The organism is Pseudomonas sp. R2-37-08W (assembly GCF_003851705.1).
Lineage (GTDB): Bacteria > Pseudomonadota > Gammaproteobacteria > Pseudomonadales > Pseudomonadaceae > Aquipseudomonas.
The window spans coordinates 1668286-1690398 of record NZ_CP027728.1 but is presented as its reverse complement, the minus strand read 5'-3'; the positions used below and the strand labels follow the sequence as shown (position 1 = coordinate 1690398).

Annotated in this window: 24 protein-coding genes and 1 pseudogene; 10 read left to right on the top strand and 15 right to left on the bottom strand. The window is 62.4% G+C overall.

Going from position 1 to position 22113, the window contains the following annotated elements:
- Window positions 1–85: 85 nt before the first annotated feature.
- Genes C4J93_RS07875 through C4J93_RS07865 form a run of 3 tightly spaced genes read right to left on the bottom strand, consistent with a single transcriptional unit; the run spans window position 86 to window position 2432 of the window.
- On the bottom strand, window positions 86–994 hold the full coding sequence (locus tag C4J93_RS07875) for a biotin-dependent carboxyltransferase family protein (RefSeq protein ID WP_124429019.1): 909 nt from the start codon (window positions 992–994) through the stop codon (window positions 86–88).
- A complete protein-coding gene (gene pxpB, locus C4J93_RS07870) occupies window positions 991–1695 on the bottom strand; it encodes a 5-oxoprolinase subunit PxpB (RefSeq protein WP_124429018.1) in 705 nt (234 codons plus the stop codon). Before pxpB ends, C4J93_RS07875 begins: the two co-directional genes overlap by 4 nt.
- Complete coding sequence (locus C4J93_RS07865; RefSeq protein ID WP_124429017.1) at window positions 1692–2432, bottom strand: 5-oxoprolinase subunit PxpA; 741 nt, start codon at window positions 2430–2432, stop codon at window positions 1692–1694. Before C4J93_RS07865 ends, pxpB begins: the two co-directional genes overlap by 4 nt.
- Window positions 2433–2609: 177 nt before the next feature.
- Here C4J93_RS07865 and C4J93_RS07860 point away from each other — a divergent pair, with 177 nt between their 5' ends.
- Window positions 2610–3524, top strand: coding sequence for a LysR family transcriptional regulator (locus tag C4J93_RS07860; protein WP_124429016.1), 915 nt, complete (start codon window positions 2610–2612; stop codon window positions 3522–3524).
- A 107-nt stretch (window positions 3525–3631) separates the two neighbouring features.
- Here C4J93_RS07860 and C4J93_RS07855 read toward each other — a convergent pair whose 3' ends face one another.
- From C4J93_RS07855 to C4J93_RS07845, 3 genes are read right to left on the bottom strand one after another with little or no spacing between them, the layout of a single operon-like run.
- Window positions 3632–4174 (bottom strand): DUF2937 family protein, encoded by a 543-nt coding sequence (locus tag C4J93_RS07855; protein ID WP_005786113.1) that lies wholly within the window; start codon window positions 4172–4174, stop codon window positions 3632–3634.
- 10 nt (window positions 4175–4184) lie between these two features.
- A complete protein-coding gene (locus C4J93_RS07850; RefSeq protein ID WP_124361774.1) occupies window positions 4185–4961 on the bottom strand; it encodes a class II glutamine amidotransferase in 777 nt (258 codons plus the stop codon).
- Window positions 4962–4991: 30 nt separating this feature from the next.
- Window positions 4992–5519 (bottom strand): MFS transporter, encoded by a 528-nt coding sequence (locus C4J93_RS07845; protein ID WP_124366250.1) that lies wholly within the window; start codon window positions 5517–5519, stop codon window positions 4992–4994.
- A 24-nt stretch (window positions 5520–5543) separates the two neighbouring features.
- Here C4J93_RS07845 and C4J93_RS07840 point away from each other — a divergent pair, with 24 nt between their 5' ends.
- Both C4J93_RS07840 and C4J93_RS07835 read left to right on the top strand, forming a co-directional pair.
- The gene (locus C4J93_RS07840; protein ID WP_124370018.1) at window positions 5544–7586 is read left to right on the top strand and encodes a S9 family peptidase; all 2043 of its coding nucleotides are present in this window, start codon (window positions 5544–5546) and stop codon (window positions 7584–7586) included.
- A gap of 68 nt (window positions 7587–7654) precedes the next feature.
- Entirely contained in the window at window positions 7655–8128 is a 474-nt protein-coding gene (locus C4J93_RS07835; RefSeq protein WP_124361771.1) for a cyclic nucleotide-binding domain-containing protein, read from the top strand.
- Here the strand turns inward: C4J93_RS07835 and C4J93_RS07830 are convergent.
- The gene (locus tag C4J93_RS07830; RefSeq protein WP_124429015.1) at window positions 8125–8403 is read right to left on the bottom strand and encodes a hypothetical protein; all 279 of its coding nucleotides are present in this window, start codon (window positions 8401–8403) and stop codon (window positions 8125–8127) included. The genes C4J93_RS07835 and C4J93_RS07830 overlap by 4 nt on opposite strands.
- Before the next feature lie 78 nt (window positions 8404–8481).
- Here C4J93_RS07830 and C4J93_RS07825 point away from each other — a divergent pair, with 78 nt between their 5' ends.
- The 4 genes from C4J93_RS07825 (at window position 8482) to C4J93_RS07810 (ending at window position 10656) form a co-directional block, all read left to right on the top strand.
- Entirely contained in the window at window positions 8482–9168 is a 687-nt protein-coding gene (locus C4J93_RS07825; RefSeq protein ID WP_058419598.1) for a spermidine synthase, read from the top strand.
- Between the two features lie 59 nt (window positions 9169–9227).
- Window positions 9228–9602, top strand: coding sequence for a YajD family HNH nuclease (locus C4J93_RS07820; RefSeq protein WP_003210675.1), 375 nt, complete (start codon window positions 9228–9230; stop codon window positions 9600–9602).
- Between the two features lie 168 nt (window positions 9603–9770).
- Window positions 9771–10238: an RNA methyltransferase gene (locus tag C4J93_RS07815; protein WP_053136646.1), complete on the top strand. Its 468-nt coding sequence runs from the start codon at window positions 9771–9773 to the stop codon at window positions 10236–10238.
- 67 nt (window positions 10239–10305) lie between these two features.
- A complete protein-coding gene (locus C4J93_RS07810; RefSeq protein ID WP_124366245.1) occupies window positions 10306–10656 on the top strand; it encodes a DUF2892 domain-containing protein in 351 nt (116 codons plus the stop codon).
- 144 nt (window positions 10657–10800) lie between these two features.
- Here the strand turns inward: C4J93_RS07810 and C4J93_RS07805 are convergent, their stop codons facing one another.
- A complete protein-coding gene (locus C4J93_RS07805; protein WP_124429014.1) occupies window positions 10801–12021 on the bottom strand; it encodes a hypothetical protein in 1221 nt (406 codons plus the stop codon).
- Window positions 12022–12034: 13 nt separating this feature from the next.
- On the bottom strand, window positions 12035–12484 hold the full coding sequence (locus tag C4J93_RS07800; RefSeq protein ID WP_003172524.1) for a YcgN family cysteine cluster protein: 450 nt from the start codon (window positions 12482–12484) through the stop codon (window positions 12035–12037).
- 153 nt (window positions 12485–12637) lie between these two features.
- Between C4J93_RS07800 and C4J93_RS07795 the strand changes: the two genes are divergently transcribed.
- A complete protein-coding gene (locus tag C4J93_RS07795) occupies window positions 12638–13222 on the top strand; it encodes a nitroreductase family protein (protein WP_124429013.1) in 585 nt (194 codons plus the stop codon).
- A 107-nt stretch (window positions 13223–13329) separates the two neighbouring features.
- Here the strand turns inward: C4J93_RS07795 and C4J93_RS07790 are convergent, their stop codons facing one another.
- The 4 genes from C4J93_RS07790 to C4J93_RS07775 all read right to left on the bottom strand — a co-directional run bounded on the left by C4J93_RS07790 (window position 13330) and on the right by C4J93_RS07775 (window position 16516).
- Window positions 13330–14262, bottom strand: a complete 933-nt coding sequence (locus tag C4J93_RS07790) for a D-2-hydroxyacid dehydrogenase (RefSeq protein WP_124370013.1) — start codon at window positions 14260–14262, stop codon at window positions 13330–13332.
- A 108-nt stretch (window positions 14263–14370) separates the two neighbouring features.
- Window positions 14371–14664 carry a YcgL domain-containing protein gene (locus C4J93_RS07785; RefSeq protein ID WP_124361763.1) on the bottom strand — a complete coding sequence of 98 codons (294 nt, stop codon included), beginning with the start codon at window positions 14662–14664 and terminating at the stop codon, window positions 14371–14373.
- Window positions 14661–15794 carry a ribonuclease D gene (gene rnd / locus C4J93_RS07780; RefSeq protein WP_124370012.1) on the bottom strand — a complete coding sequence of 378 codons (1134 nt, stop codon included), beginning with the start codon at window positions 15792–15794 and terminating at the stop codon, window positions 14661–14663. The genes C4J93_RS07785 and rnd overlap by 4 nt, the downstream gene beginning before the upstream one ends.
- Before the next feature lie 122 nt (window positions 15795–15916).
- Window positions 15917–16516: a class I SAM-dependent methyltransferase gene (locus C4J93_RS07775; protein WP_124361761.1), complete on the bottom strand. Its 600-nt coding sequence runs from the start codon at window positions 16514–16516 to the stop codon at window positions 15917–15919.
- Window positions 16517–16723: 207 nt separating this feature from the next.
- Here C4J93_RS07775 and C4J93_RS07770 point away from each other — a divergent pair, with 207 nt between their 5' ends.
- Both C4J93_RS07770 and C4J93_RS07765 read left to right on the top strand, forming a co-directional pair.
- Complete coding sequence (locus C4J93_RS07770; protein ID WP_124429012.1) at window positions 16724–17497, top strand: transporter substrate-binding domain-containing protein; 774 nt, start codon at window positions 16724–16726, stop codon at window positions 17495–17497.
- Between the two features lie 71 nt (window positions 17498–17568).
- Entirely contained in the window at window positions 17569–18408 is an 840-nt protein-coding gene (locus C4J93_RS07765; RefSeq protein ID WP_124429011.1) for a cache domain-containing protein, read from the top strand.
- Between the two features lie 792 nt (window positions 18409–19200).
- On the opposite strand, the pseudogene C4J93_RS07755 reads toward C4J93_RS07765, so the two are convergent.
- Both C4J93_RS07755 and pobA read right to left on the bottom strand, forming a co-directional pair.
- Window positions 19201–20714, bottom strand: a pseudogene (locus tag C4J93_RS07755) (MDR family MFS transporter).
- A 66-nt stretch (window positions 20715–20780) separates the two neighbouring features.
- Window positions 20781–21965: a 4-hydroxybenzoate 3-monooxygenase gene (gene pobA, locus C4J93_RS07750; protein ID WP_177413548.1), complete on the bottom strand. Its 1185-nt coding sequence runs from the start codon at window positions 21963–21965 to the stop codon at window positions 20781–20783.
- Window positions 21966–22113: the final 148 nt, after the last annotated feature.

Below are 22113 nucleotides of genomic sequence, written 5' to 3'. Positions count from 1 at the left end.
CCGATTGCAGTGTGTCAGTCTATACATTTGTGACTGAGCCACCGCAATCGGGAGCAAGCCCCCTCCCACATTTTGGACTGCGGTGTTATTGGAATCGGCGCAAATAGTCGATGTGCTGCCGGTGCGCGGTTTCCTGCACCACGGGTGCCAAGCGTACTCTCTCGCCCGGCAGACACTGCGCCAATCGCGCCAGCGATAACGGCGTCAGCGCACCCAACCGTGGATAACCACCAATGGTCTGCCGATCATTGAGCAACACAATCGGCTGCCCATCGGGCGGCACCTGAATCGCGCCCAACGGAATCCCTTCAGAAATCAACGACGGCCCCTGATAGTGCAGCGGCGTACCGAGCAAGCGCATGCCCATGCGGTCCGCGCGGCTGTCCAGCGCCCATTCGGTGTTGAACGCGTCGAATAAACTCTGCCCGCTGAACTGGCCTATTTGGGCGCCGACGATTACGTCCAGTGAGGCACCGGATTGCAAATCCGGATTGGCCAGCACCTTCATCGCCCCGCCCGTGCCGGAATAAGCCAAGCGCCCGCCTTCGACCAATGCCTTGCCCAAACCGTCGACGCCGCCCAACTCCTCACGCACCACCGTTGCACAGCTGCCCAGCACCTGCGGCGCATCGAACCCGCCCGGCGCCGCCAGGTAAGCCCGCGCGCCCTTGAACGGCTGGGTAAAGCGCAAGCGCTGGCCTTTTTGCAGGATAAAACTGCGCCCCGGGCTGATGGCGCGCTCGTCGATAAAGGCGCCAAGATCTGCACCGGCCAAGGCCAGCAGGCAGTAGTCCTCGGCCTGCACGGTAAAGCCGCCCAGGGTGATTTCCACCACGGGCGCATCCAGCGCGTTGCCCAGCAGCCAATTGGCCCACGACATCGACACCCAATCCAGCGCGCCGCCCTGGGTCACGCCCAGGTGGCGCACGCCGAAACGTCCGGCATCCTGCAACAGGCACAGCGGCGTGCTGGCTTCGATCAACAAGCGGCTCATGCCTGCGCCTCCAAGGGCGTGTCATCGCCGCCCAGGGCGACGAACTCCGCGTGGCTGACCGCCTCGAAGCGCACCGTGTCGCCCGGCTGCATCAGGCTGTAGCCATCGCGCTCGCGGTCGAACAGTTTGGCCGGGGTGCGCCCGATCAGGTTCCAGCCACCGGGGGACACCACCGGATAGGCGGCGGTTTGCCGCTCGGCGATACCCACACTGCCGGCCGTCACGCGTTTGCGCGGGGTGCTGAGGCGCGGCGTGGCGAGGACTTCATCCACCAGCCCCATAAAGGCAAAACCGGGGGCGAAACCGAGGGCGAACACTTGATAAAGGTGAGTGCTGTGGCGACGAATCACTTCAGCCACCGCAAGCCCACTGCGCTGCGCCAGCAAGGCCAGTTCCGGGCCGACGCTCAGGTCGTACCACACCGGCAGCACATGGCAGCGGCCGCCGCCCTGGGCCTGGGGCTGCAGGTCGGTCAGCGCCTGGTCGATCAACGCCCGCGCCTCGGCCGGGGCCAGCGTGGCGAGGTCGTAATGCACCATCAAAGTGGTGTAGGACGGCACCAGGTCGACCAAGGCACCGCCGAACCCGCTGCGCAACCGCTGGGTGGCGGCGAGCATCCACGGCATGTTGGCTTCGGCAATCACATCGAACAGCCGCACCATCAGACAGTCGATGGCCACCACTTCAATCCGTGGCTTCATGCTGGTTTCAACGCCTGGCGGATACGCTGCACCGCAGCCACCGAGCTGGCGTTATCACCGTGGACGCACAACGTGTGGGCCTGCAAGACCAAGGCGCTGCCATCGCTGGCGCTCAGGGCCTCACCTCGGGAAATAGTCACCGCCTGATTGACGATGGTCTCGGTGTCGTGGTGCACCGCACCCGGCAACTGGCGGGAAACCAAGTGGCCCCTGCTGTCATAGGCACGGTCGGCAAAGGCTTCGAACCACAGGGTCACGCCGTATTCATCGCCCACGGCCTGGGCCGCGCTGTTGTCGCGCGTGGCCAGCAACATCAGCGGCAGGTCGCCGTAAGCGGCCACGGCCTGGATCACCGCGCGCAGCTGGGCGGGGTTGGCCATCATGTCGTTGTACATCGCGCCATGGGGTTTCACGTAACTGACGCGCGCCCCTTGTGCCCGGCAGATGCCATCCAGCGCACCGATCTGGTAGTGCAGCAGGTCCTGGATTTCCTCGGGCGTGTAGTTCATGGAGCGCCGGCCGAAGCCTTGCAGGTCCTGATAGGCCGGGTGTGCGCCCACTTGCACACCGTGCTTGAGCGCCAGGCTGACGGTCTTGCGCATGATGCTCGGATCGCCGGCATGGAAGCCGCAGGCCACGTTGGCGCAATCGATGAACGGCATGACTTCGGCGTCCAGACCCATCGTCCAGTTGCCAAAGCTTTCGCCGATGTCGCAATTCAATAGCAGGCGGCTCACGGGGTCGCTCCTGTAGGCTTTGTTTTTTTGTAGTGTGGGATCTTTTACCAACATCTCGCAACGATGTTGTCCTGAACCCCAACGACGCTTATCGTGGAACGACTCGATTTTTGGCGCTGGCCCGGTGCGGCGTCCAACTAATAAAAACCGATCCAAGCATAAGAAAAAGTTGATCCCATGAATTTGAAGTTCCTCGAAACCTTCGTCTGGGTGGCCAAGCTCAAGAGTTTCCGCCTGACCGCCGAAAAGCTGTTCACCACCCAGGCGTCGATTTCCAGCCGCATTGCCGTGCTCGAAAGCGAGTTGGGGGTGAAGCTGTTCCTGCGCGATTCGCGTGGCGTGAGCCTGACCCCGGAAGGCTTGAAGGTGCTCGACTATGCCGAGCAGATGATGGTAACCATGCAGGGCTTGAAGCAGTCCTTGGAAACCACCAGCAGCAAGGTCGGACGGATTCGGATCGGCGCGATGGACACTGTCATCCACACCTGGCTCAGCCCGTTGGTCGCTGAGTTGATGAGCCTGTTCCCGCGGGTAGAAATCGAATTGGTCGCCGATACCGCATTGAACTTAAGCGATCAGCTGCAAAAAGGCTTCCTGGACCTGATCCTGCAAACTGACCTGCTGCGCCTGGAAAGCGTGCGCAGCCTGGAACTGGGCAGCCACCCCATGGCGTGGATCGTCGCCAGCCAGTCGATCTATAACCGCGACTACGCTTCCCTCGCCGAATTGGCCCAGGAACGTATCATCACCTACTCGAAAAACTCCTGCCCCCATCAGGATGTGTTGAGCTTGATGCAGGCCAACGGCGTGGCCGCGCCGCGCATGAATTGCGTCAACTCGGTATCGGCCATCACCCGCTTACTGCGCGATGGCTTTGGCATTGGCGCACTGCCGCCGGTGCTGGTCAGCGAAGAACTGGCACGGGGGGAATTGGTGATGCTGCCGATGGCGCAGCAACTGCCGAACCTGCAGGTGGTGGTGTCGTGGCGGGTCGGGGTGGAATTGGTGGAGGAGATTGTGGGGTTGTGCCAGAAGGTCGTTGCTCGCTACGCCGAAGAGGTCGGCGAAGAGCGGATGGTGCTGAGCCACTGAATGGACCGGGTCCAAATGTGGGAGGGGGCTTGCTCCCGATAGCGATGTGTCAGTCAGCATATGTTTGGCTGACCCACCGCTATCGGGAGCAAGCCCCCTCCCACATTTCAGAGGCCCTTCAGGTCCCGCTCTTCAATCGGCCGGCTCTGGCGCAGGCGTCGGCCGCCCAGCACCACCCAATCGATCAGTCGATACAGGCATTCGATACCGAACGACAACAGCATCGCCCCACCCAGGCCCCAGCCCATGGCTTCGGGCGTGAGCAATATCTGGTAGCTGTAGCCATTCCAGGTTTCCAGGCGAATATCCGGATCGGCGGCCACCGCCACTTGCAGGGCGCGGATGTACCAGGGGCCTTGCATGGCCTGGAATTGCTTGTCCAACTCGAGCTGCCGGTCGAGCATCGCGCCCAGGCTGCTCGCGTCGCTCTGGAACACCGGATCGTCACTGGCACGGTAATGCGCCACCAAAGCTTGCATGTCACCGTTGAAGAACTGCTGCGCAGTGGACTCGAACCCGCGCAGGCCTGTCTGGGCCTCGATCAGGTGGGCTTCGACGCGCTTGGCGTAATCGTTGATGAAGCCCGGCACTTGCACACCGACCAACAAGCCAATGGCAAACAGCACCAACCGCAGATAACTGAGCAACATGGTCGATTCCTTATTCGGTAACGCCCTGGCTGACGCATTCACCGCGTCGCCATAGGCTCCATTGGCCCGGTTCGTAGCGGGTCCAGTTTTCGTTGTCGGTCAGAGGTTCGGTGGCGATCACCGTTACCACGTCATTGGGGGTGGTTTCGGCCTGAAAATCGACAATCACGTCGACATCTTTCAAGCGGGCCGGGCCAAACGGGGCGCGCCGGGTGATCTGCGCCAGCTTGGTCGAACAGTAGCAAAACAGCCAGTCGCCATCGCTGAGCAGGCAGTTGAACACGCCCTTGCTGCGGTATTCGGCACAGGCGGCGATCAGGTCCGGCAGCATGTGCTCGATGTCCACCGGCTCCGGGAAGGCTTCGCGCACGCGGTTGAGCAGGTCGCAGAACGCCGCTTCGCTGTCGGTGTCGCCGACCGGTCGGTAAAAGGTGGCGCGGGGGGTGAAGTCGGCCAGTTGGCCATTGTGCGCAAAACACCAGTTGCGGCCCCACAGTTCGCGCACGAACGGGTGGGTATTGGCCAGGCTCACCTTGCCCACATTGGCCTGGCGGATATGGCCGATCACCACTTCGCTCTTGATCGGATAACGCTGCACCAGCAACGCGACTTCCGACTCGCTGCTCGCGGCCGGGTCCTGGAACAGGCGCAGGCCACGGCCTTCGTAGAAGGCGATGCCCCAACCGTCGCGGTGCGGGCCGGTACGCCCGCCCCGCTGCATCAACCCGGTGAAACTGAACACGATATCGGTGGGGACGTTGGCACTCATGCCCAATAATTCACACATGCCAGGGCTCTCGCTGCAGGGCGGACAACGTTAAAGGCGCGGTTCGACCCGCATGCCACCGACGGGCGCCGGGCGATGGAACGGTTCGTCTTCTTCCGGCTCGGCGGCCAACGCGGCATCCGTGGCGGCCTTGCGCTCGCGGCGGGCGTTGGCGGCGCGCTCGAGGGGCCAGCGGATCAGCACGAACACGATGTACAGCCCGAACACGATCATGGTGTACATGAACAGGTCGGAGATGGCGCGCCAGGCGTTATTGCCGACCTTGAGCACCAGGTCCAGGGCGGTGATCGCCACGGCCGGCGCGAACTGGGTCTTGATCGGGTCGACGATGGTGGGGCTGAGCAACAGCACCGCCATCAGTAACTGCAACGGCTCACGCAGCCAGCGCCACATCCAGCGGGTCATGCGCCACCACACTAACAGGCAGCCCAAAGCGGCGAAGGCGTAAAGGCCCCAAGCGGTCAGATAGTCGTTCTCGGTCATGGTGTCCATGGCAAGGCTGGCAAAGAGGCGGCTATGATAACGGCTTTTGCGTGTCGCGGCTGCAATGCCGGCCACCGTCCGCCCGATAGAGAATTATCCATGCCTATTTCGACCGCACCGATTGCCCGCAAGGCCCCAGGCCCAGACCCGTACGCCTGGCTGCAGGAGCGTGACAGCCGCGACGTCCTCGATTACCTCAAGGCCGAAAACGCCTGGCAAGAGGCGCAGCTCGCCGACCAGCAGGCGTTGCGCGTGAGCCTGTTCGAAGAGATCAAGGGCCGTATCCTGGAAACCGACTTGTCCCTGCCCTCCCCCTGGGGCCCGTATCTGTACTACACCCGCACCACCGCCGGTGACGAATACGCGCGCCACTACCGCTGCCGCCGCCCGGCCGCTGACAGCAACCAGGTGGATGAGCGCAGCGAAGAGCTGCTGCTGGACCCGAACGTGCTGGCCAATGGCGGGTTTTTCTCCCTCGGCGCGTTCAGCATCAGCCCAGACCATCAGCGCCTGGCCTACAGCCTCGACACCAGCGGTGAAGAGATCTACACCCTGTTCGTGAAGGAATTGGCCACCGACAAGGTCAGCGAACTGGCGTTCGACAACTGCGACGGCAGCATGACCTGGGCCAACGACAGCCTCACGCTGTTCTTTGGCGAACTGGACGACACCCATCGCCCGCACAAACTCTACCGCTACCGCCTGGACGGCACGGCAGCGCAGGAAGTGTTCCACGAACCCGACGGACGTTTCTTCCTGCATTGCTACCGCTCCAGCTCCGAGCGCCAGTTGCTGCTGGCCCTGGGCAGCAAGACCACCAGCGAAATCTGGGCACTGGACGCAGACCAGCCGCACCTGGGTTTCACCTGCCTGGCGCCACGGGTAGAAGACCATGAATACGATGTCGACCACGGCCAGCTGAACGGCCAGTGGACCTGGTTTATCCGCAGCAACCGCGACGGCATCAATTACGCGCTGTTCGTCGCCGCCGACACCGGCACGGTGCCCACCGAAGCCGACTGGCAGAACCTGATCCCCCACAGCGACGAGGTGATGCTGGACGGCATCAGCCTGAATGCCAGCGCCATGACCTTGAGCCTGCGCATCGGTGGCCTGCCGGTGATCGAAGTGCACCCCGAGGGCGTGCCGGCCTATCGCGTGGAACTGCCTGACGCGGCTTACAGCCTCTACGTACAGGACAGCCTGGAATTTATCAGCGACAAGGTCCGCCTGCGCTATGAAGCCCTGAACCGCCCGGCCCAGGTGCGCCAGTTGGAACTGGCCAGCGGCGCTCAACAGGTGCTCAAGCAAACCCCGGTACTCGGCGTATTCAATGCCGACGACTACGTCAGCCAGCGCCTGTGGGCCACGTCCGCCGACGGCACCCAGGTGCCGATCAGCCTGGTGGTCAAGCGTGACCAGCTCGGCAAGCCGACGCCGTTGTACCTGTATGGCTACGGCGCGTACGGCCAAAGCCTCGACCCGTGGTTCTCCCATGCACGCCTGAGCCTGCTCGACCGTGGCGTGGCGTTTGCCATCGCGCATGTGCGCGGCGGCGGCGAACTGGGTGAAGCCTGGTATCGCAACGGCAAGCAGGAACACAAGCAGAACACGTTCAGCGATTTCATCGCCTGCGCCGAACACCTCATCGCCCAGGGCCTGACTACCGCCAGGCAACTGGCGATCAGCGGCGGCAGCGCCGGCGGCCTGTTGATCGGTGCCGTGCTCAACCAGCGCCCGGAACTGTTCCAGGCGGCGATCGCCGAAGTGCCGTTTGTCGATGTGCTCAACACCATGCTCGACCCGGACCTGCCGCTGACCGTCACCGAATACGACGAATGGGGCAACCCGCAGGAGCCCGAGGTGTATGCGCGCATCAAGGCGTATGCGCCTTACGAAAACGTGCGGGCCCAGGCCTACCCGCACCTGCTGGTGATCGCCGGTTACAACGACAGCCGCGTGCAGTACTGGGAAGCGGCCAAGTGGGTGGCCAAATTGCGCGACACCAAGACCGACGACAACCTGCTGCTGCTCAAGACCGAGCTGGGTGCCGGTCACGGTGGCATGAGCGGCCGTTACCAGGGATTACGTGACGTAGCGCTCGAATACGCGTTTGTCTTCAAGGCGCTGGAACTGATTTAGGAACTTAGCCAGGCGGTCCTGTCTGAACACAGGACCGCCTACCGAATTGATGGACCAAGATCGCAGTTATGTCAGAACCCACCCTGCTCAACCAAGAAATCCGCGACATGTTGATGGACTGCGGCCTGTTCGACCCGCTGCTACCGGAAGATTTTCATATCGCCGCGGGCTACTTCAATATCAGCAGCATTGCCCAGGATGAGGTGATTTTCCTCGAGGGCGATGCCGGCACCTTCATGTGCATCCTCCACAGCGGCCAGGTGGCGGTGCAGAAAACCAACCACGCGGGCCAACGCCTGACCATCGCCACCCTGCGCAGCGGCCGGGCCTTTGGCGAAATGGCGGTGCTCGACGGCGAACGGCGCTCGGCCAGCTGCATGGCGGCCACCGACTGTGTGCTGCTGAACCTGGGCAAGGACGCCCTGGAGAAAATGCTCAACGAAGCGCCCAGGGTGGCGGCCAAGATCATCCGCGCGATTGCCATCGCCCTGTCCAAGCGTTTGCGCATGGCTGACGGGCAATTACTGGCGCAACAGTTTTAACCGCCAGGCGTCTTCGGCTTGCTGTCGTTCTGCTGCAGGCCCGGCACGGTCTGGTCCTTGGGCGGCGCCGGCAGCACGATGGGTGCCAGGGGCGGCGAGCCGTTGGTCTTGGGCGCGACGGGCGGCGTGACCTGCGGGTACAACGTGGGCGTTGGCGTGCCCGGCGCGCCGGGGGTGGGTGCGGGGGCGACCGGTACGGTTTGCGACTCCTGCGCCTGCGCCGCACCCAATGTGAGCGCGCCAAGCACAATGACCGTTAGAATGCTGCACTTCATCGATGGCTCCATGGCCTGACCGGAATGTCGTAAGGCTACTCCCAACCGCGCAAGAATGCCCTTCCCAATGAGATTTCCATGAAACGTTTCGTTCTGCTGGACACCACTCCGATCCCCGACAACGGCGGTGCCTTGTGCCTGTTCGAATACGGCGAGGATTTTGTCATCAAGATTCAGGGCGGTGACGGTGGCCAGTTGATGAACACGCGCATGCACGGTTCCGAAGACGCCCTGGCGGAAATTCCCTGCCGCAAGGTCGCGGGGCGCCCAGGCTCTCGGGTGCTGATCGGCGGCCTGGGCATGGGGTTCACCCTCGCCTCGGCGCTCAAGCACTTGGGCAAGAGCGCCGAAGTGGTGGTGGCGGAATTGGTCCCGGGGGTGGTGGAGTGGAACCGTGGGCCGCTGGGCGAAAAGTCCGGCCGCCCCTTGCTTGACCCGCGCACGGTAATCCGCCTGGAAGACGTGGCCAAGGTGTTGCAGGCCGAGCCCCAGGGCTTTGATGCGATCATGCTCGACGTCGATAATGGCCCTGAAGGCCTCACGCAGAAGGCCAACAGTTGGCTGTATTCCGCCGGCGGCCTGGCCGCCTGCGCCAAAGCGCTGCGCCCCAAGGGCGTGCTGGCGGTGTGGTCGGCCAGCGCCGACAAACTGTTCAGCGACAAACTGCGCAAGGCCGGTTTCAAGGCCGAGGAAGTGCAGGTGTTTGCCCACGGCAACAAGGGCACGCGGCATACCATCTGGATTGCGGAAAAGCTCAAGGGCTAATTGCGCTGTGATTAGCTAGAATCAACCTGTCCGTGACCACCCAATAGCCAGGAGCCATGATGAGCTCGACCAATCCGCCCTCCCACACCGCCAAGCTGGACCGCATCCTCGCCGACGCCCAGCGCGACCGGGAAATGGGCTACCGCGACAAAGCCCTGAAAATGTACCCCCACGTGTGCGGCCGCTGCGCTCGTGAGTTCGCCGGCAAGCGCCTGAGCGAACTGACCGTGCACCACCGCAACCACAACCATGACGACAACCCCCAGGACGGCTCCAACTGGGAACTGCTCTGCCTGTACTGCCACGACAACGAGCATTCGCGCTATACCGACCAGCAGTATTTCGGCGAAGGCTCCACCAGCAGCCCGACGATTGCCAAGGCCACGCACAACCCGTTTGCGGCGTTGGCGGGGTTGATGAAGAAGGACGACTGAGATCACCTTTGGCTGTACTGGCCTCATCGGGGGCAAGCCCCCTCCCACATTTGACTGTATTCACAAATCAAAATGTGGGAGGGGGCTTGCTCCCGATAGCGATCGCCCAAGCGCCACAATATCCAAGACCGTATAATCGCGGTTTTTTCCTGCAAGGCACCCTTCCCCGTGGGCAATAAACGCTACAGCTGCATCGGTCTGTACAACCCCAAATCCCCTGAAAACGTCGGTTCGGTGATGCGCGCCGCCGGCTGCTACGGCGTGGCTTCGGTGTTCTATACCGGCGTGCGTTACGAGCGCGCGCGGGACTTCATCACCGACACCAAGAAGGTCCACCACGACATTCCGCTGATCGGCATTGATGACCTGAAGAAGATCCTGCCCCTGGGCTGCATCCCGGTGGCCGTGGAACTGGTGGAAGGCGCCCGCCCGCTGCCCGAATACACCCACCCCGACCGCGCGCTGTATATCTTCGGCCCGGAAGATGGCTCGCTGGATAAAGACATTCGCGACTGGTGCGAAGACGTCGTCTATATTCCGACCACTGGCTGCATGAACCTTGCCGCCACCGTCAACGTGGTGCTCTACGACCGCCTGGCCAAGGGCAACAACACCCGCTCGGGCCCCAAGTACTGAAATATCGGGAACATCCGGCCCTCGAGAACAGTCAGCTACTTACACTTGCCTTTGTAGGAGACAGACCATGAGCGACAGCAAAACCCTGCGACCTTTCATCGAACATCAGCAGCCTGAAGCCCCGCGTACACAGAACGTGCACGGCTGGGAGCGCATCGGCTCGGTGGCCGGTGGCGTGATGATGGTAGGCAAAGGCCTGCGCCGTGGCGGGCTCTTCGGGCTGATCCAGGTGGCGATTGGTGGCGTGGCGCTGGCTCGGGGTTTCACCGGGCACAGTTCGCTCAAGGACAAGCTGGAGCAAGGCCGCCAGGAAATGAACAGCGTACGCACGAAGATCGAGCGCGCTGGCGCGGAGCTGCAGAACTTGAAGACCAAGGCTGAAGTGGCAGCTGAGAAAGCCACGAAAACCGTGGGGTGACCCAGGTCTTCGGCCTATAGAGATTCAAATGTGGGAGGGGGCTTGCTCCCGATAGCAGGGTGTCAGTCACCGCATACAGTGACTGAACCACAGCAATCGGGAGCAAGCCCCCTCCCACATTTTGCTTTGTGCATGGCTTGAAGATCAGCGCAGCAGCTTGCTGTCGAGCACGGCGGATGAACCATCGATGATGCGCTCAGCCAGTTGCACAAACTCTTTTGTGGTAACGCTACCGGCCCGCATTACCGCCTGCGCCAGGTCATCGAGCGACCGTTTGTTATGGGTTTTCACGCGGATCTCTCGGTCCAGCTCCTGCAATACCACCACGGCCCGTGACACCGTCGCGCCGCTGACGTGCTCGCCACGCAGGCGCGTCACGTCCTTGCCCTCGTTCGCCAGGCGCACCTGTATCGCCTGATACCGTTCATCGGTGATGCCCCCGGCGCGGCGCACCAGCTCGATGGCGTAATAGCCGGCCAGGCCTTCGCTGATCCAGTCGCTGCTGCCGTGGTCATTGAAGCGGGCGATGGCCTGCACCACTTCGCGGATCAACGGGCTGCTGCCGTCTTCGCTGACCAGCGGCGTGCGGCTGTTGAGGTAGATCGAGTCACGCGCCGAAACTGCGCCACGGCGCATCGGATCGCTGGCGCCCACCACCAGCAATTTGGCCGGGTGGCGCGGGAACGCGGCTTCCACCTGCGGCCACACGAAGGTCAGCAGCGTCAGCACATCCATACGCCGCATGCCCTGGCCCTTGGGCGAGGTCACGGTGACCTCGGTTTCCCCCAGGCGCATGCGGCGGCTGCCCAGGTTACCGGCGAGCATCCAGCCGGTGGGGCGGTCGAACAGGCGGGATACGTTGTCGATGCGGAACCGGTTCTTGCCGATACGCGGCCAGGCGGTCTCGACGCTTTTCCAGCCTGGCGGCAGTTCGAACATCAGCCGCGCGACCAACTCCACCCCGTCCTGCTGGTCCAGCCGTGCGGCGGGCACCAGGTCATCGCCACGAAACAGCGCCCAGCCTGGCGTCATCCGCGTTTCATAGCTGCCCGGCTTGCGCGCGTGGGTGAGGCGTACGCGGTAGGTCAGGCTGGCCTTGTCGGCGCCGGGTTGCCAATGACCGCGATGACCAGTGACTTTCCATTGCCCATCGGCCTTGAAGTCGCTGTAGTCACCGTCCTGGCCCAGGTCAAAATCCAGGCTGCGCACGGCGGAACCCTGGGACAGGCTCACGCGCACCTCGGCCTGATCGCTCTGGGGCAGGAGTTTGACGTGGTAATCCAGGTCGACTTTCTTCGCGCACCACGCCGGCATGCTCAGCGCCAGCAACAGCGCAGAGGTCGCCAGCTTGAATCCCCCCCTCATACACATTCCTCGTTCAACCTGCGCGGAAGATCAGGTAATCCTCCCAGTCGTCCTCTGGCACGCTGCCTTCGCTGAGCATGCGCCCGGACTGGGAAATGCGTTCGTGGTGCACGGCGTCGCGGTCGCCGCAGACCAGGTGGTGCCACAGTGGCAAATCCTTGCGCTCGCTGACCAGCCGATAGCCGCAGGTGGGCGGCAGCCACTTGAACTGGTCGGCCTGGCCGGGTGTGAGCTGGATGCAGTCGGGCACCGACGCGCGACGGTTGGGATAGTCGGTGCACTGGCAGGTTTTCAGGTCCAGCAGTTTGCAGGCAATGCGCGTGTAATAGACGCTGTTGTCGTCTTCATCCTCAAGCTTTTGCAGGCAGCACAGGCCGCAGCCGTCGCACAACGACTCCCATTCCTCCTGGTCGAGGTGTTCGAGGGTTTTGCGTATCCAGAAAGGTTCGACTTTGGCGGCCATGGCTCTGCATCAGTATCGGTAGGTGAAAAGGCCGCCAGTCTAGTGCCCAAGCCCCCTGGGGCCAAGCGCTGTCGACTGGCGGTGTAACAACACTTGTCAGTCTAGTAGCGGCGCAGTAGTTTTGAGCGCCGAATCGACGATCAGGAACTGCTCATGACCCGTGTTGCCGACTACCCGATCCACCCCCAGTTTATCGACCGCTGGTCGCCGCGCGCCTTTACCGGCGAGAGCATTCCCCAGGAAATCCTGCTGAGCTTCTTCGAGGCGGCGCGTTGGGCCCCTTCGGCCTACAACTCGCAGCCGTGGCGTTTTCTCTATGCCCGTCGTGACACGCCGGATTGGCAGCGTTTCCTGGGCCTGCTCAATGAATTCAACCAGGGCTGGGCGCAGCATGCGTCGGCGCTGGTGATCATCGCCTCGAAAACCGACTTCATCGCCCCCGGTGCCAAGGAAGAAACCCCGGCCCTGTGGCACACCTTCGACACCGGCGCCGCCTGGGCTCACCTGGCCCTGCAAGCCAGCCTGAACGGCTGGCACACCCACGGCATGGCCGGCTTCGATCAGGAGCTGACCCGCAAAGAGCTGAAGATTCCAGAAGGGTATGCACTGCATGCCGCCGTGGCCATCGGCAAGCTGGGGGATAAATCGAGCCTGCCGGAGTATTTGCAAGGCCGCGAAGCGCCGAGCCCGCGCAAGCCGCTGAGCGAGCTTGTTTCGGAGGGTGATTTCAGTCTCTGAAATGTGGGAGGGGGCTTGCTCCCGATGGCGGAGTATCAGCTAGTCAATGTACTGACTGGCCCACCGCTATCGGGGCAAGCCCCCTCCCACATTCGTACTGCTGTGGTTCAGTAACCGCGCTCGAAACTCACCTCGCCGCGCAGCTCTTGCTTGGCTTGATAGGCACGCACGTTCTGCACGAACAACTCCACCATCATCGACGGCGAAGTCGGCGCCGAGCTGTGCCCGGTCAACAACAAGCCCCACGCCGTCCAGAACGGGTGACGCTGCGGCAGCGGTTCCTGGCGGCACACGTCGATCACCGCGCCGGCCAGGTGCCCTTCTTTCAGGGCTTCGACCAGATCGGCATCGACCACCGCCACGCCGCGCCCGACGTTGATAAACAGCCCGGTCGGCTTGAATTGCTTGAACAGGGCCGCGTCGTACAGGTCATGGGTTTCGGGGGTGTTGGGCAGCAGGTTGATCACATAATCCACCTCGCCCACCAGCCGGCCCAATTGTTCGAGCCCGGCGACTTCAATAAATGGCGCCTGCTCGCGGGCCTGGCTGGCGATGCCATACAGCTTGACGCCGAACGGCAGCAGGAACTGCGCCACGCTCTGGCCAATATCGCCGGTTCCGACGACCAGCACCTTGCGCCCCGCCAGGCTCTGGCCCAAGCGGTTGTCCCACTTGCGCTCGACCTGGCTGACCAGCCGCGCCAGCACTTCACGTTCGTGACCGAGCATGTAGGTGAGGACAAATTCGGCCATGACCTGGCCAAAGATACCGACCGCACGGGTCAGGCGATAATCACGCGGCAGGCCTTCAGCCAGCAGCGGCGTGATGCCGGCCCAAGTCGATTGCAGCCATTGCGGGTGATGCCCCTGGCGCAACAGCGTTGCCAGCAGGTCCGGCTGGCCCAGCCACACCGGGCAATCGGCAGCCAGGCGCGAGAGTTCGGCCGAGTCGCCGCTGGTCAGCACCTCGAGGTCGGGCGCGGCTTCGCGAAGCAATTGGGCGTAGAGCGGGTGATCCTGTTCAGCAATCAGAACACGCATGGTTCAAACCTTTCAAAAACAGTACAGACGGCCGCCCGCATCCTTACGGCCAGCGCCAACTCAATACGATTGCGTTGAAGAATGTGCCCGGCACCGGGCACCCACCGATCACATCGGGTCGTTGCGTCGCAGCAGCTCTTCGGGCAAGTGTTCGATGTACTCGTCCTCGGCCGGCGGCATTTGCAGGTGGTAGCCCTGCTTGTCGAGGTTTTCCAGGACCACGACGATGTCTTCGCGCGACAGCTTGCGCTGCGGTGTCAACACCATGTCGAACGCGTGATGCGGCTTGCCGAAGGCCACCATCAACGGCTCCGGCACCCGCTCCAGGGCGTCACTTTTGAGGACGTAGAGGTACATGCCGTCTTTTTTCAAGCTGCGATAAATGGAGCAGATACGTTTCAAGGCTGTTCTCCGGCAGTGGCCAGGCTGTCGAGCAGCGCCTGGCCCATCAACTCGCGACGCCAGCCACGCAGCGAGTCTGGCAATTGGTAAGGCCCATCGGGGTAGCCACTTTTAACCAGGGCTTCGAGGGTTTTCTTGCGCAGCATCAGCTCCGGGGCCATGTCCAGGCGTTCGGCTTCAGCCTGGCCCAGGGCACGCAGTTGCTTGATCAGCGCGGCGGCGTCGACCGGCAGCGGTTCAGGCACGGCAGGCGGCCATTGGTCCATGGGCACGCTGCCCGCACGCTTGATCAGGTCGAGCAGGAACTGGCCGTCCTGACGCACGGTGCGCGGGTGCATGTCTTCGATCTTGCCCAGGGCGGCGAGGTTATCCGGCTGGGATTTGGCCAGGGGCCATAACGAGTGTTCACGGATGATGCGGTTGCGCGGCAGGTCACGGGCACGGGCCTGCTGTTCGCGCCAGGCGCACAGTTCACGCAGTACGGCGAGTTGGGCGCGCGACAGCTTCCACGCCAGCTTGGCGTCGCGGTACACCTCGTACGGGTCGACTTCGCGACGCAGGTTGGCCACCAGTTCGGCACCGTCTTCCAGCACCCAGGCGTATTTGTCATCCGACAGACGCGGGCGCAGGCGGATATACACCTCGGCCAGGTGCACGGCGTCTTCGGCGGCGTAGCTCACCTGGGTGTCGGACAATGGCCGCTGCAGCCAGTCCGAGCGCGTCTCGCCCTTGGGCAGGTCGATATCGAGCACCGCTTGCACCAGGCGCGAATAGCCCATGGAGAAACCCAGGTTCAGGTAAGCCGCAGCCAATTGGGTGTCGAACAACGGCGCCGGCAGGCTGCCGGTCAGGCGCAACAGCACTTCCAGGTCTTCGCTGCAGGCGTGTACCACCTTGATCACGCCTGGGTTTTCCAGCAAGGCGGCCAAGGGTTGCCAGTTGTCGATGGTCAGCGGATCGATCAGGTAAGCGCGCACGCCATCACCGATCTGGATCAGCCCGGCAATGGGATAGAAGGTGTCGACCCGCATGAATTCGGTGTCGAGGGCGACGAATGGCAACTGCTGCCATTCGGCGCAATGCTGGCCGAGGCTATCGTTGTCGCAGATCCAGTGAATATCGATGGCCACACGGCTCTCCCTTGAAGAATGGCGCGCAGTATATATCGCGAAAGGGGCTTGCGAGCATCCGCAGTGCACAGGCAACCATGAAAACTCAGACAGGAGATGACGAATAATCCGACAGGCGGGAGTTATCCCCTCTTACGCAGGACGTAGACACACCAGAGCTTGGAGCCCGGCAGGAACTCCCGGTGATTCAAAACCTTGAAGCCCGCCTGGCGGAACTCCTCCTCAACCGGCGTACGCGCGTCCACGGAGACAATCACGGTATCGCGACTGACCCGGTGAAATTCGCGCAGCAACACCAGGCGCACCTCGGTGCTGGGCACATGGCGAAACAACTCCAGGCAGAAGATGCAATCCACCGCATTTGCTGAGAGGCCGATGGAAAACGCCGAGCCGGGGAATGTCTTGACGCGTTTGAGCAACGCCGCCGGATGGTGAGTGCGGGCATGGTCGAGCATTTGCTGGGAATTGTCCGACGCCAGGATCACCCGATTGACGTGCTCGCCCAGCACCGGCCAGAACCGCCCGGAGCCGCAGGCCAAGTCCAAGATCAACCCCGGCTCCCCGGCGACCTTCAACGCATGGCGCACCAACCGCGCATCGCGCCATGCGGCCAGGCGCTGCAACAGCCCGGGCGGACGAGTATCACCGCAGACCCTGGCATGCTCACGGTCATGGCGCTCGGTGAATTCGGTCTCGATGGAGGATGGAGGCTGTGACGACATCGCGGGCTCATGTGGCTATAACGGAAGTAGAACGACCTTGGTTCGCAGCTTAACCACTGCAACGTGAAAAAAAGGTCGAAAGCCCTCCGGGTCTTCCGTTGATGATTCGGGAGGCTATTGCAGTAGGGCTAAACCGGCGACGCACCTTGTCCCCCTGCCCCGCGCTGTCAATAATGACCACCCGACCTGCTCCAAGGATTCGACCGCATGAAAGCACCTCTAGCCCTGTGTGTATTGGCGAGCATGGCAACCACCGCCCTGGCCGATACCAGCCCGTCGCGCCTGGACGAGGTCATCGAGCGTGGCACGCTGACGGTGTGCACCACCGGCGACTACATGCCCTACACCTCGCTGCGTGCCGATGGCCACTATCAAGGCATTGATATCGCCATGGCCGAATCCCTGGCCAAGAGCCTCAACGCGACGATCACCTGGGTGCCCACCACCTGGAAAACCCTGATGCCGGATTTTCTGGCGCAACGCTGCGACATTGCCGTGGGCGGTATTTCGGTGTCGTTGGAGCGCCAGAAAAAAGCCTTCTTCAGCCAGCCGCTGGGGGTCGACGGCAAGATCCCGCTGGTGCGCTGCGCCGACGTACAGCGCTACCAGAGCGTCGAACAGATCAACCAGCCCCAGGTGCGGGTGATCGAGCCGGCGGGTGGCACCAACGAAGTGTTTGCCCGCACCCACCTGGCCCAGGCGCAGATACGCCTGCACGACAACGTGACGATTTTTGACGAACTGCTGGCGGGCAAGGCCGACGTGATGATCACCGACGCCAGCGAAGCGCGGTACCAGCAAAAGCAAAAACCGGGACTGTGCGCGGTCAACCCCGAGCGGCAGATGCAGTACAGCCAGAAAGCCTTCCTGCTGCCGCGCGATGACGTGGCCTGGAAAAGCTACGTCGACCAATGGTTGCACCTGAGCGTGGCGACCGGTGTGTATGACGGCATCGTCAGTCAGTGGCTGGCGGCGCCTTGATCAGCTTGCGCCACGATTCCCTCGCCGACCGTCTACGCTCTTGTCATTCCAATAAAATCGAGGGACGGTAAATGAACACACTGCTGCGATTCACCTGGCTGTTGCTGTTGTGCTGTAGCCAGGTGCACGCCGCCACGGCCCAGGATGCGGAGGCCCAGGCGGCCAAGGCGCTGCTGGAAAAAGCCCTGGCGTACTACCAGAGCAACGGTGACAAGGCATTGGCCGCTTTCAGCCGCCAAGGTGAGTTCATCGACCAGGACCGCTACGTATTCGTGGTCGATACCAAAGGCGTGCTGCTGGCCAGTGGCGGCCCCTCTTCGGCCCTGATCGGTCGAGACGTGTCCGAGGTACTTGGGCCTGATCTGCAGGCTTCGTTCAAGCAAGCTATCAGCGCGCCCGAAGGCCAGGGTATCCAGCAGGCCGATTACCGCTGGCAGAACTGGAATGACGGCAAGGTCGAGCACAAGCATGTGTTTTACCAGCGCGTGGGCGAGCGCATCCTGGCGGTCGGCTATTACCTGCCACGGGCTACGCCGGAACAGGCACGGGCGCTGCGCAACAAGGCGGTGAACGCACTGGTGAAGGATGAAGCGGGGACGCTCAAGGCGATCAACTCATTGCAGGGTGGTTTCCTGCAGGACGATCTCTACGTGTTCGTGGTGGACCTGGATACGCGGCGCTATGTGGCCCATGGCACCAACCTGCGCTTGATCAATACGGACTTTGCCAAGGTCAAAGACCCGGATGGGAAGCCTGTGGGTGAGCCGATTCTTCATCTGATGACTGAGCAGGATCAGGGGGAGTACAAATATCGGTGGAAGAATCCGGTGACGGGGAAGGTTGAGAATAAGCATGCTTATTTGCGTAAGGCGGGGCGGTTTATGGTGGCGGTGGGGTATTACAGTCCCTGATTAGGGGTTTTTCGTGGCGGCCTCTGGGCCGACCAAGTAGTGAGTTTTATTGAGTACATATCCGTTATTTAGGTAACGGCGGCTTAGGGTTCCGCTCTTACAGCGGGTCACTTTGGAAAAGCCCCAAAGTAACCAAAGGGCTCTTGCCCCACCACTCGGCACCTCGCTCACGCTCGGTGTGCCCGTAATCCGACAGTGATTTGGGGGGCCGCCGCCACGCGCCATCCATGGCGCGGGGCGGCTAAACCGGCATCCCTGCCGGTTTACCCCCCAAATCCCTATCGAATTCCGGCCAGCGTGGTTTAACGGGGCGCTTAGATCAAAAGCAAAAGCAAAAGCAAAGCGAGGCGGCCTTCGAGCCGACCTAATCATTGAAGCGTGCGCGGTGTGGCTTCTACTTCCTCAGACGCTGACGAAGTCAGCAATCTTTTGATCTTGCTCTTGCTCTTGCTCTTGCTCTTGCTTTGGATCTTGATCTCAGTCGCCCCGTTAAACCACGCTGGCCGAACGCAGGCTTGAATCCGTGGGTAACCCGGCAGGACGCCGGGTTAGCCGCCCTGCGCCATGGATGGCGCATGGCGGCGGCCCACGGATTCAAGCCGGAGTGAGGGCATGCCGAGCCTAGGCGAGGCACCGAGTGGTGGGGCGAGGACCTTTTGGTTACTTTTGGGTCCTTCCAAAAGTGACCCGCTGTAAGAGCGGAACCGCCAGCCGGCGTTACCGCAGAAACGGATATGTACACAGTCAACCCCAACGACCTGGTCGGCCCAGAGGCCGCCACGCCCCCAAGCCTCAGCGCTTATCCCCAAGCCCCCGCAACACCCGATCCGGCATCACCACCGCCGCCACCAACCCCAACAACGACACCCCCGCACTCACCATCAACAAATGCCGAAACGTCACCGCCAACTCCCCTCGCAACGCATCCCGCGCCGCCCCAGGCGCAGCGTTAAGCCCATCAAGCAGCACATTGCCAGAGCCCCCTCGCCCACCGACGCACCACTGGCCAAATGAACAAAACTCCCATCCTGTAACAACGCCAACAGCAACGCCGACATACACGCCACCCCCACCGCCCCGCCCAAGGAGCGAAACAGATTGGTCGTACTGGTCGCCACGCCAATATCACGCTGCTCCACCGAATTCTGCGTCCCCACCAACGAAGTCGGAAACTGCATCCCCGCAGCAATCCCGCACAACAGCATGAACAACGACGTCAGCCCGACTGCCTCAGGCGCACTGTAGGCCATGCCGAAAATCGCCAGGGGACTCAACACCGCGCCACTGAGGATCATCGGTTTATAGCGGCCCGTCACCGAAGTCCTGCGCCCGGCGAAATAGGCGCCCATCGGCAACCCCATCGCCAGGGGCAGCAGGTGCAGGGCCGCGCTGTCGGCACCGGCGCCGGTCACGGTCTGGTAACGCAGCGGCATCAGCACGGTCAGGGAAATCGCCTGGAAGCTGGTGATGAAAATCGTGCACCAGCACAACACCGCGCTGCGGTTGACGAACAGGTGCATGGGCAACAACGGCTCCGGCGCGCGGCGTTCATGCCATACGAACACGCTCAACGCCAACAGCGCACAGGCCAGCAGCCCGAGCACTTGATCGTCACGCCAGGCATGGCCCTGGCCGATTTGCGTGATACCAAGCAACAAAGCGGTCAAACCGATGATCATCAGCACGGTGCCGAGGTAATCGATGATCGGTTTGCGTTGTGGCACCGGCAACCCCACAAGGGTGCGATGGGCCACGTACCAGGCGACTGCGCCCAACGGCAGGTTGATCAGGAACACCCAGCGCCAGGACAGGTATTGGGTCATATAACCGCCCAACACCGGCCCGGCGACGCTGGCCACTGCATACATGCTGCTGAAGTAGCCCTGGTAACGCCCGCGCTCGCGGGGCGGGATGATGTCGCCGATGATCGCCTGGCTTACCGAGACCATCCCGCCGGCGCCGATGCCCTGGAGAACCCGCGCCAACACCAACTGCTCCATGCTTTGCGCCAAGCCACAGAACAGCGAGGCGCCGGTGAACAGCCCCATGCCGATCAACATCATCGGCCGCCGCCCGTACAGGTCGCCGAGTTTGCCGTAGATCGGCACCGCCACCGTCATCGCCACCATGTAGCCGGAGATCACCCAGGCCAGCAGGTTGACGTCATGAAATTGCGCGGAAATGGCCGGCATCGACACGGCGACGATGGTCTGGTCCAGCGCACCGAGAAAGATCGCCAGCATCAGCGCGGCGAGGATGCTGCGCACGGCGGGAACGGTTGGAGTGGGCGGATTGAGAGCAGTCACGGCAGAACCTTCGAGCAGGGCCCGCAGGCAACGGCAGCCTGCGGGAATGCCGAATACGATAGCAGGCTATTCGATAGCTTCGTAAGGAAGCCCGACGTAATTTTCCGCGATGGTCTTGCGCCCCGCCTCGGAGTTAATGAAGTAATCCAGCTCGCTCTCGGCAATGCGCTGGCTGAAGCCGTCCGCCTCGGGAAATTGATGCAGCATCGAGGTCATCCACCAGGAAAACCGTTCGGCCTTCCACACCCGCCGCAGGCAGATGGCGGAGTACCGCTCGAGCAACTCCACGCGCCCATCGCGATAGACCTTGAGCAAGATCCGAAACAAGGTGTTCACATCACTGGCCGCCAGGTTCAAGCCCTTGGCGCCGGTGGGCGGCACGATGTGCGCGGCGTCGCCGAGCAGGAACAGGCGCCCGTACTGCATCGGCTCCACCACGAAGCTGCGCAGCGGCGCGATGCTTTTTTCAAGTGACGGCCCGGTGACCAGCCGTTCAGCCAGGTCGGCGGGCAGGCGGGTTTTCAGCTCATCCCAGAAGCGCTGGTCCGACCAGTCGGCCAAGGGCTCCTGCGCGGGCACTTGCAAGTAGTAACGGCTGCGGGTCGGCGAACGCATGCTGCACAGCGCAAAGCCACGGGAATGCTTGGCGTACACCAGCTCCGGGTGCACCGGCGGCGTATCGGCAAGCATGCCCAGCCAGCCGAACGGATAGACGCGCTCGAACACTTGCAGCGCCTCGGGCGGAATCGACTGACGGGCCACGCCGTGAAAGCCATCACAACCGGCGATGTAATCGCACTCCAGGCGAAAGGCCTGGCCCTGATGCTCGAAGGTCAGCCAGGGACGTTCACTTTTCAGGTCATGGGGGCGTACGTTCGAGGCTTCATACAATGTCGTGGCGCCGGCTGCTGCACGGGCGACCATGAGGTCGCGGGTGACTTCGGTCTGGCCGTAGATCATCACCGACTGGCCGCCGGTCAGGGTCTTGAGGTCGATGTGCGTGAGTCGGCTATCGCGCGCCACGGCGAAACCGTCATGCACCAGGCCCTCGGCGTCCATACGTCGGCTGACACCGGCCTCGCGCAGCAGGTCGACCATGCCTTGCTCCAGCACCCCGGCGCGGATGCGGCCTTGCACGTAATCGGCGGTTTGGCGCTCTAGGATCAGGGTCTGGATGCCAGCATTGTGCAGCAACTGGCCGAGCAGCAGTCCGGACGGACCGGCGCCAATAATGGCGACTTGGGTTTTCAGCGTTTTCATTATTCTTATGGCCTGCAGGCTTCACTCGAACCGAACGAGTGAAAGAGTTGTCAGTGGACGTGTGGCTGACATTTTTCACTTGAGCGAGCAGCATAAGAAGGTGAAAACTGTTTCAAAGCCTGCGCTTTTTGCCAATCGG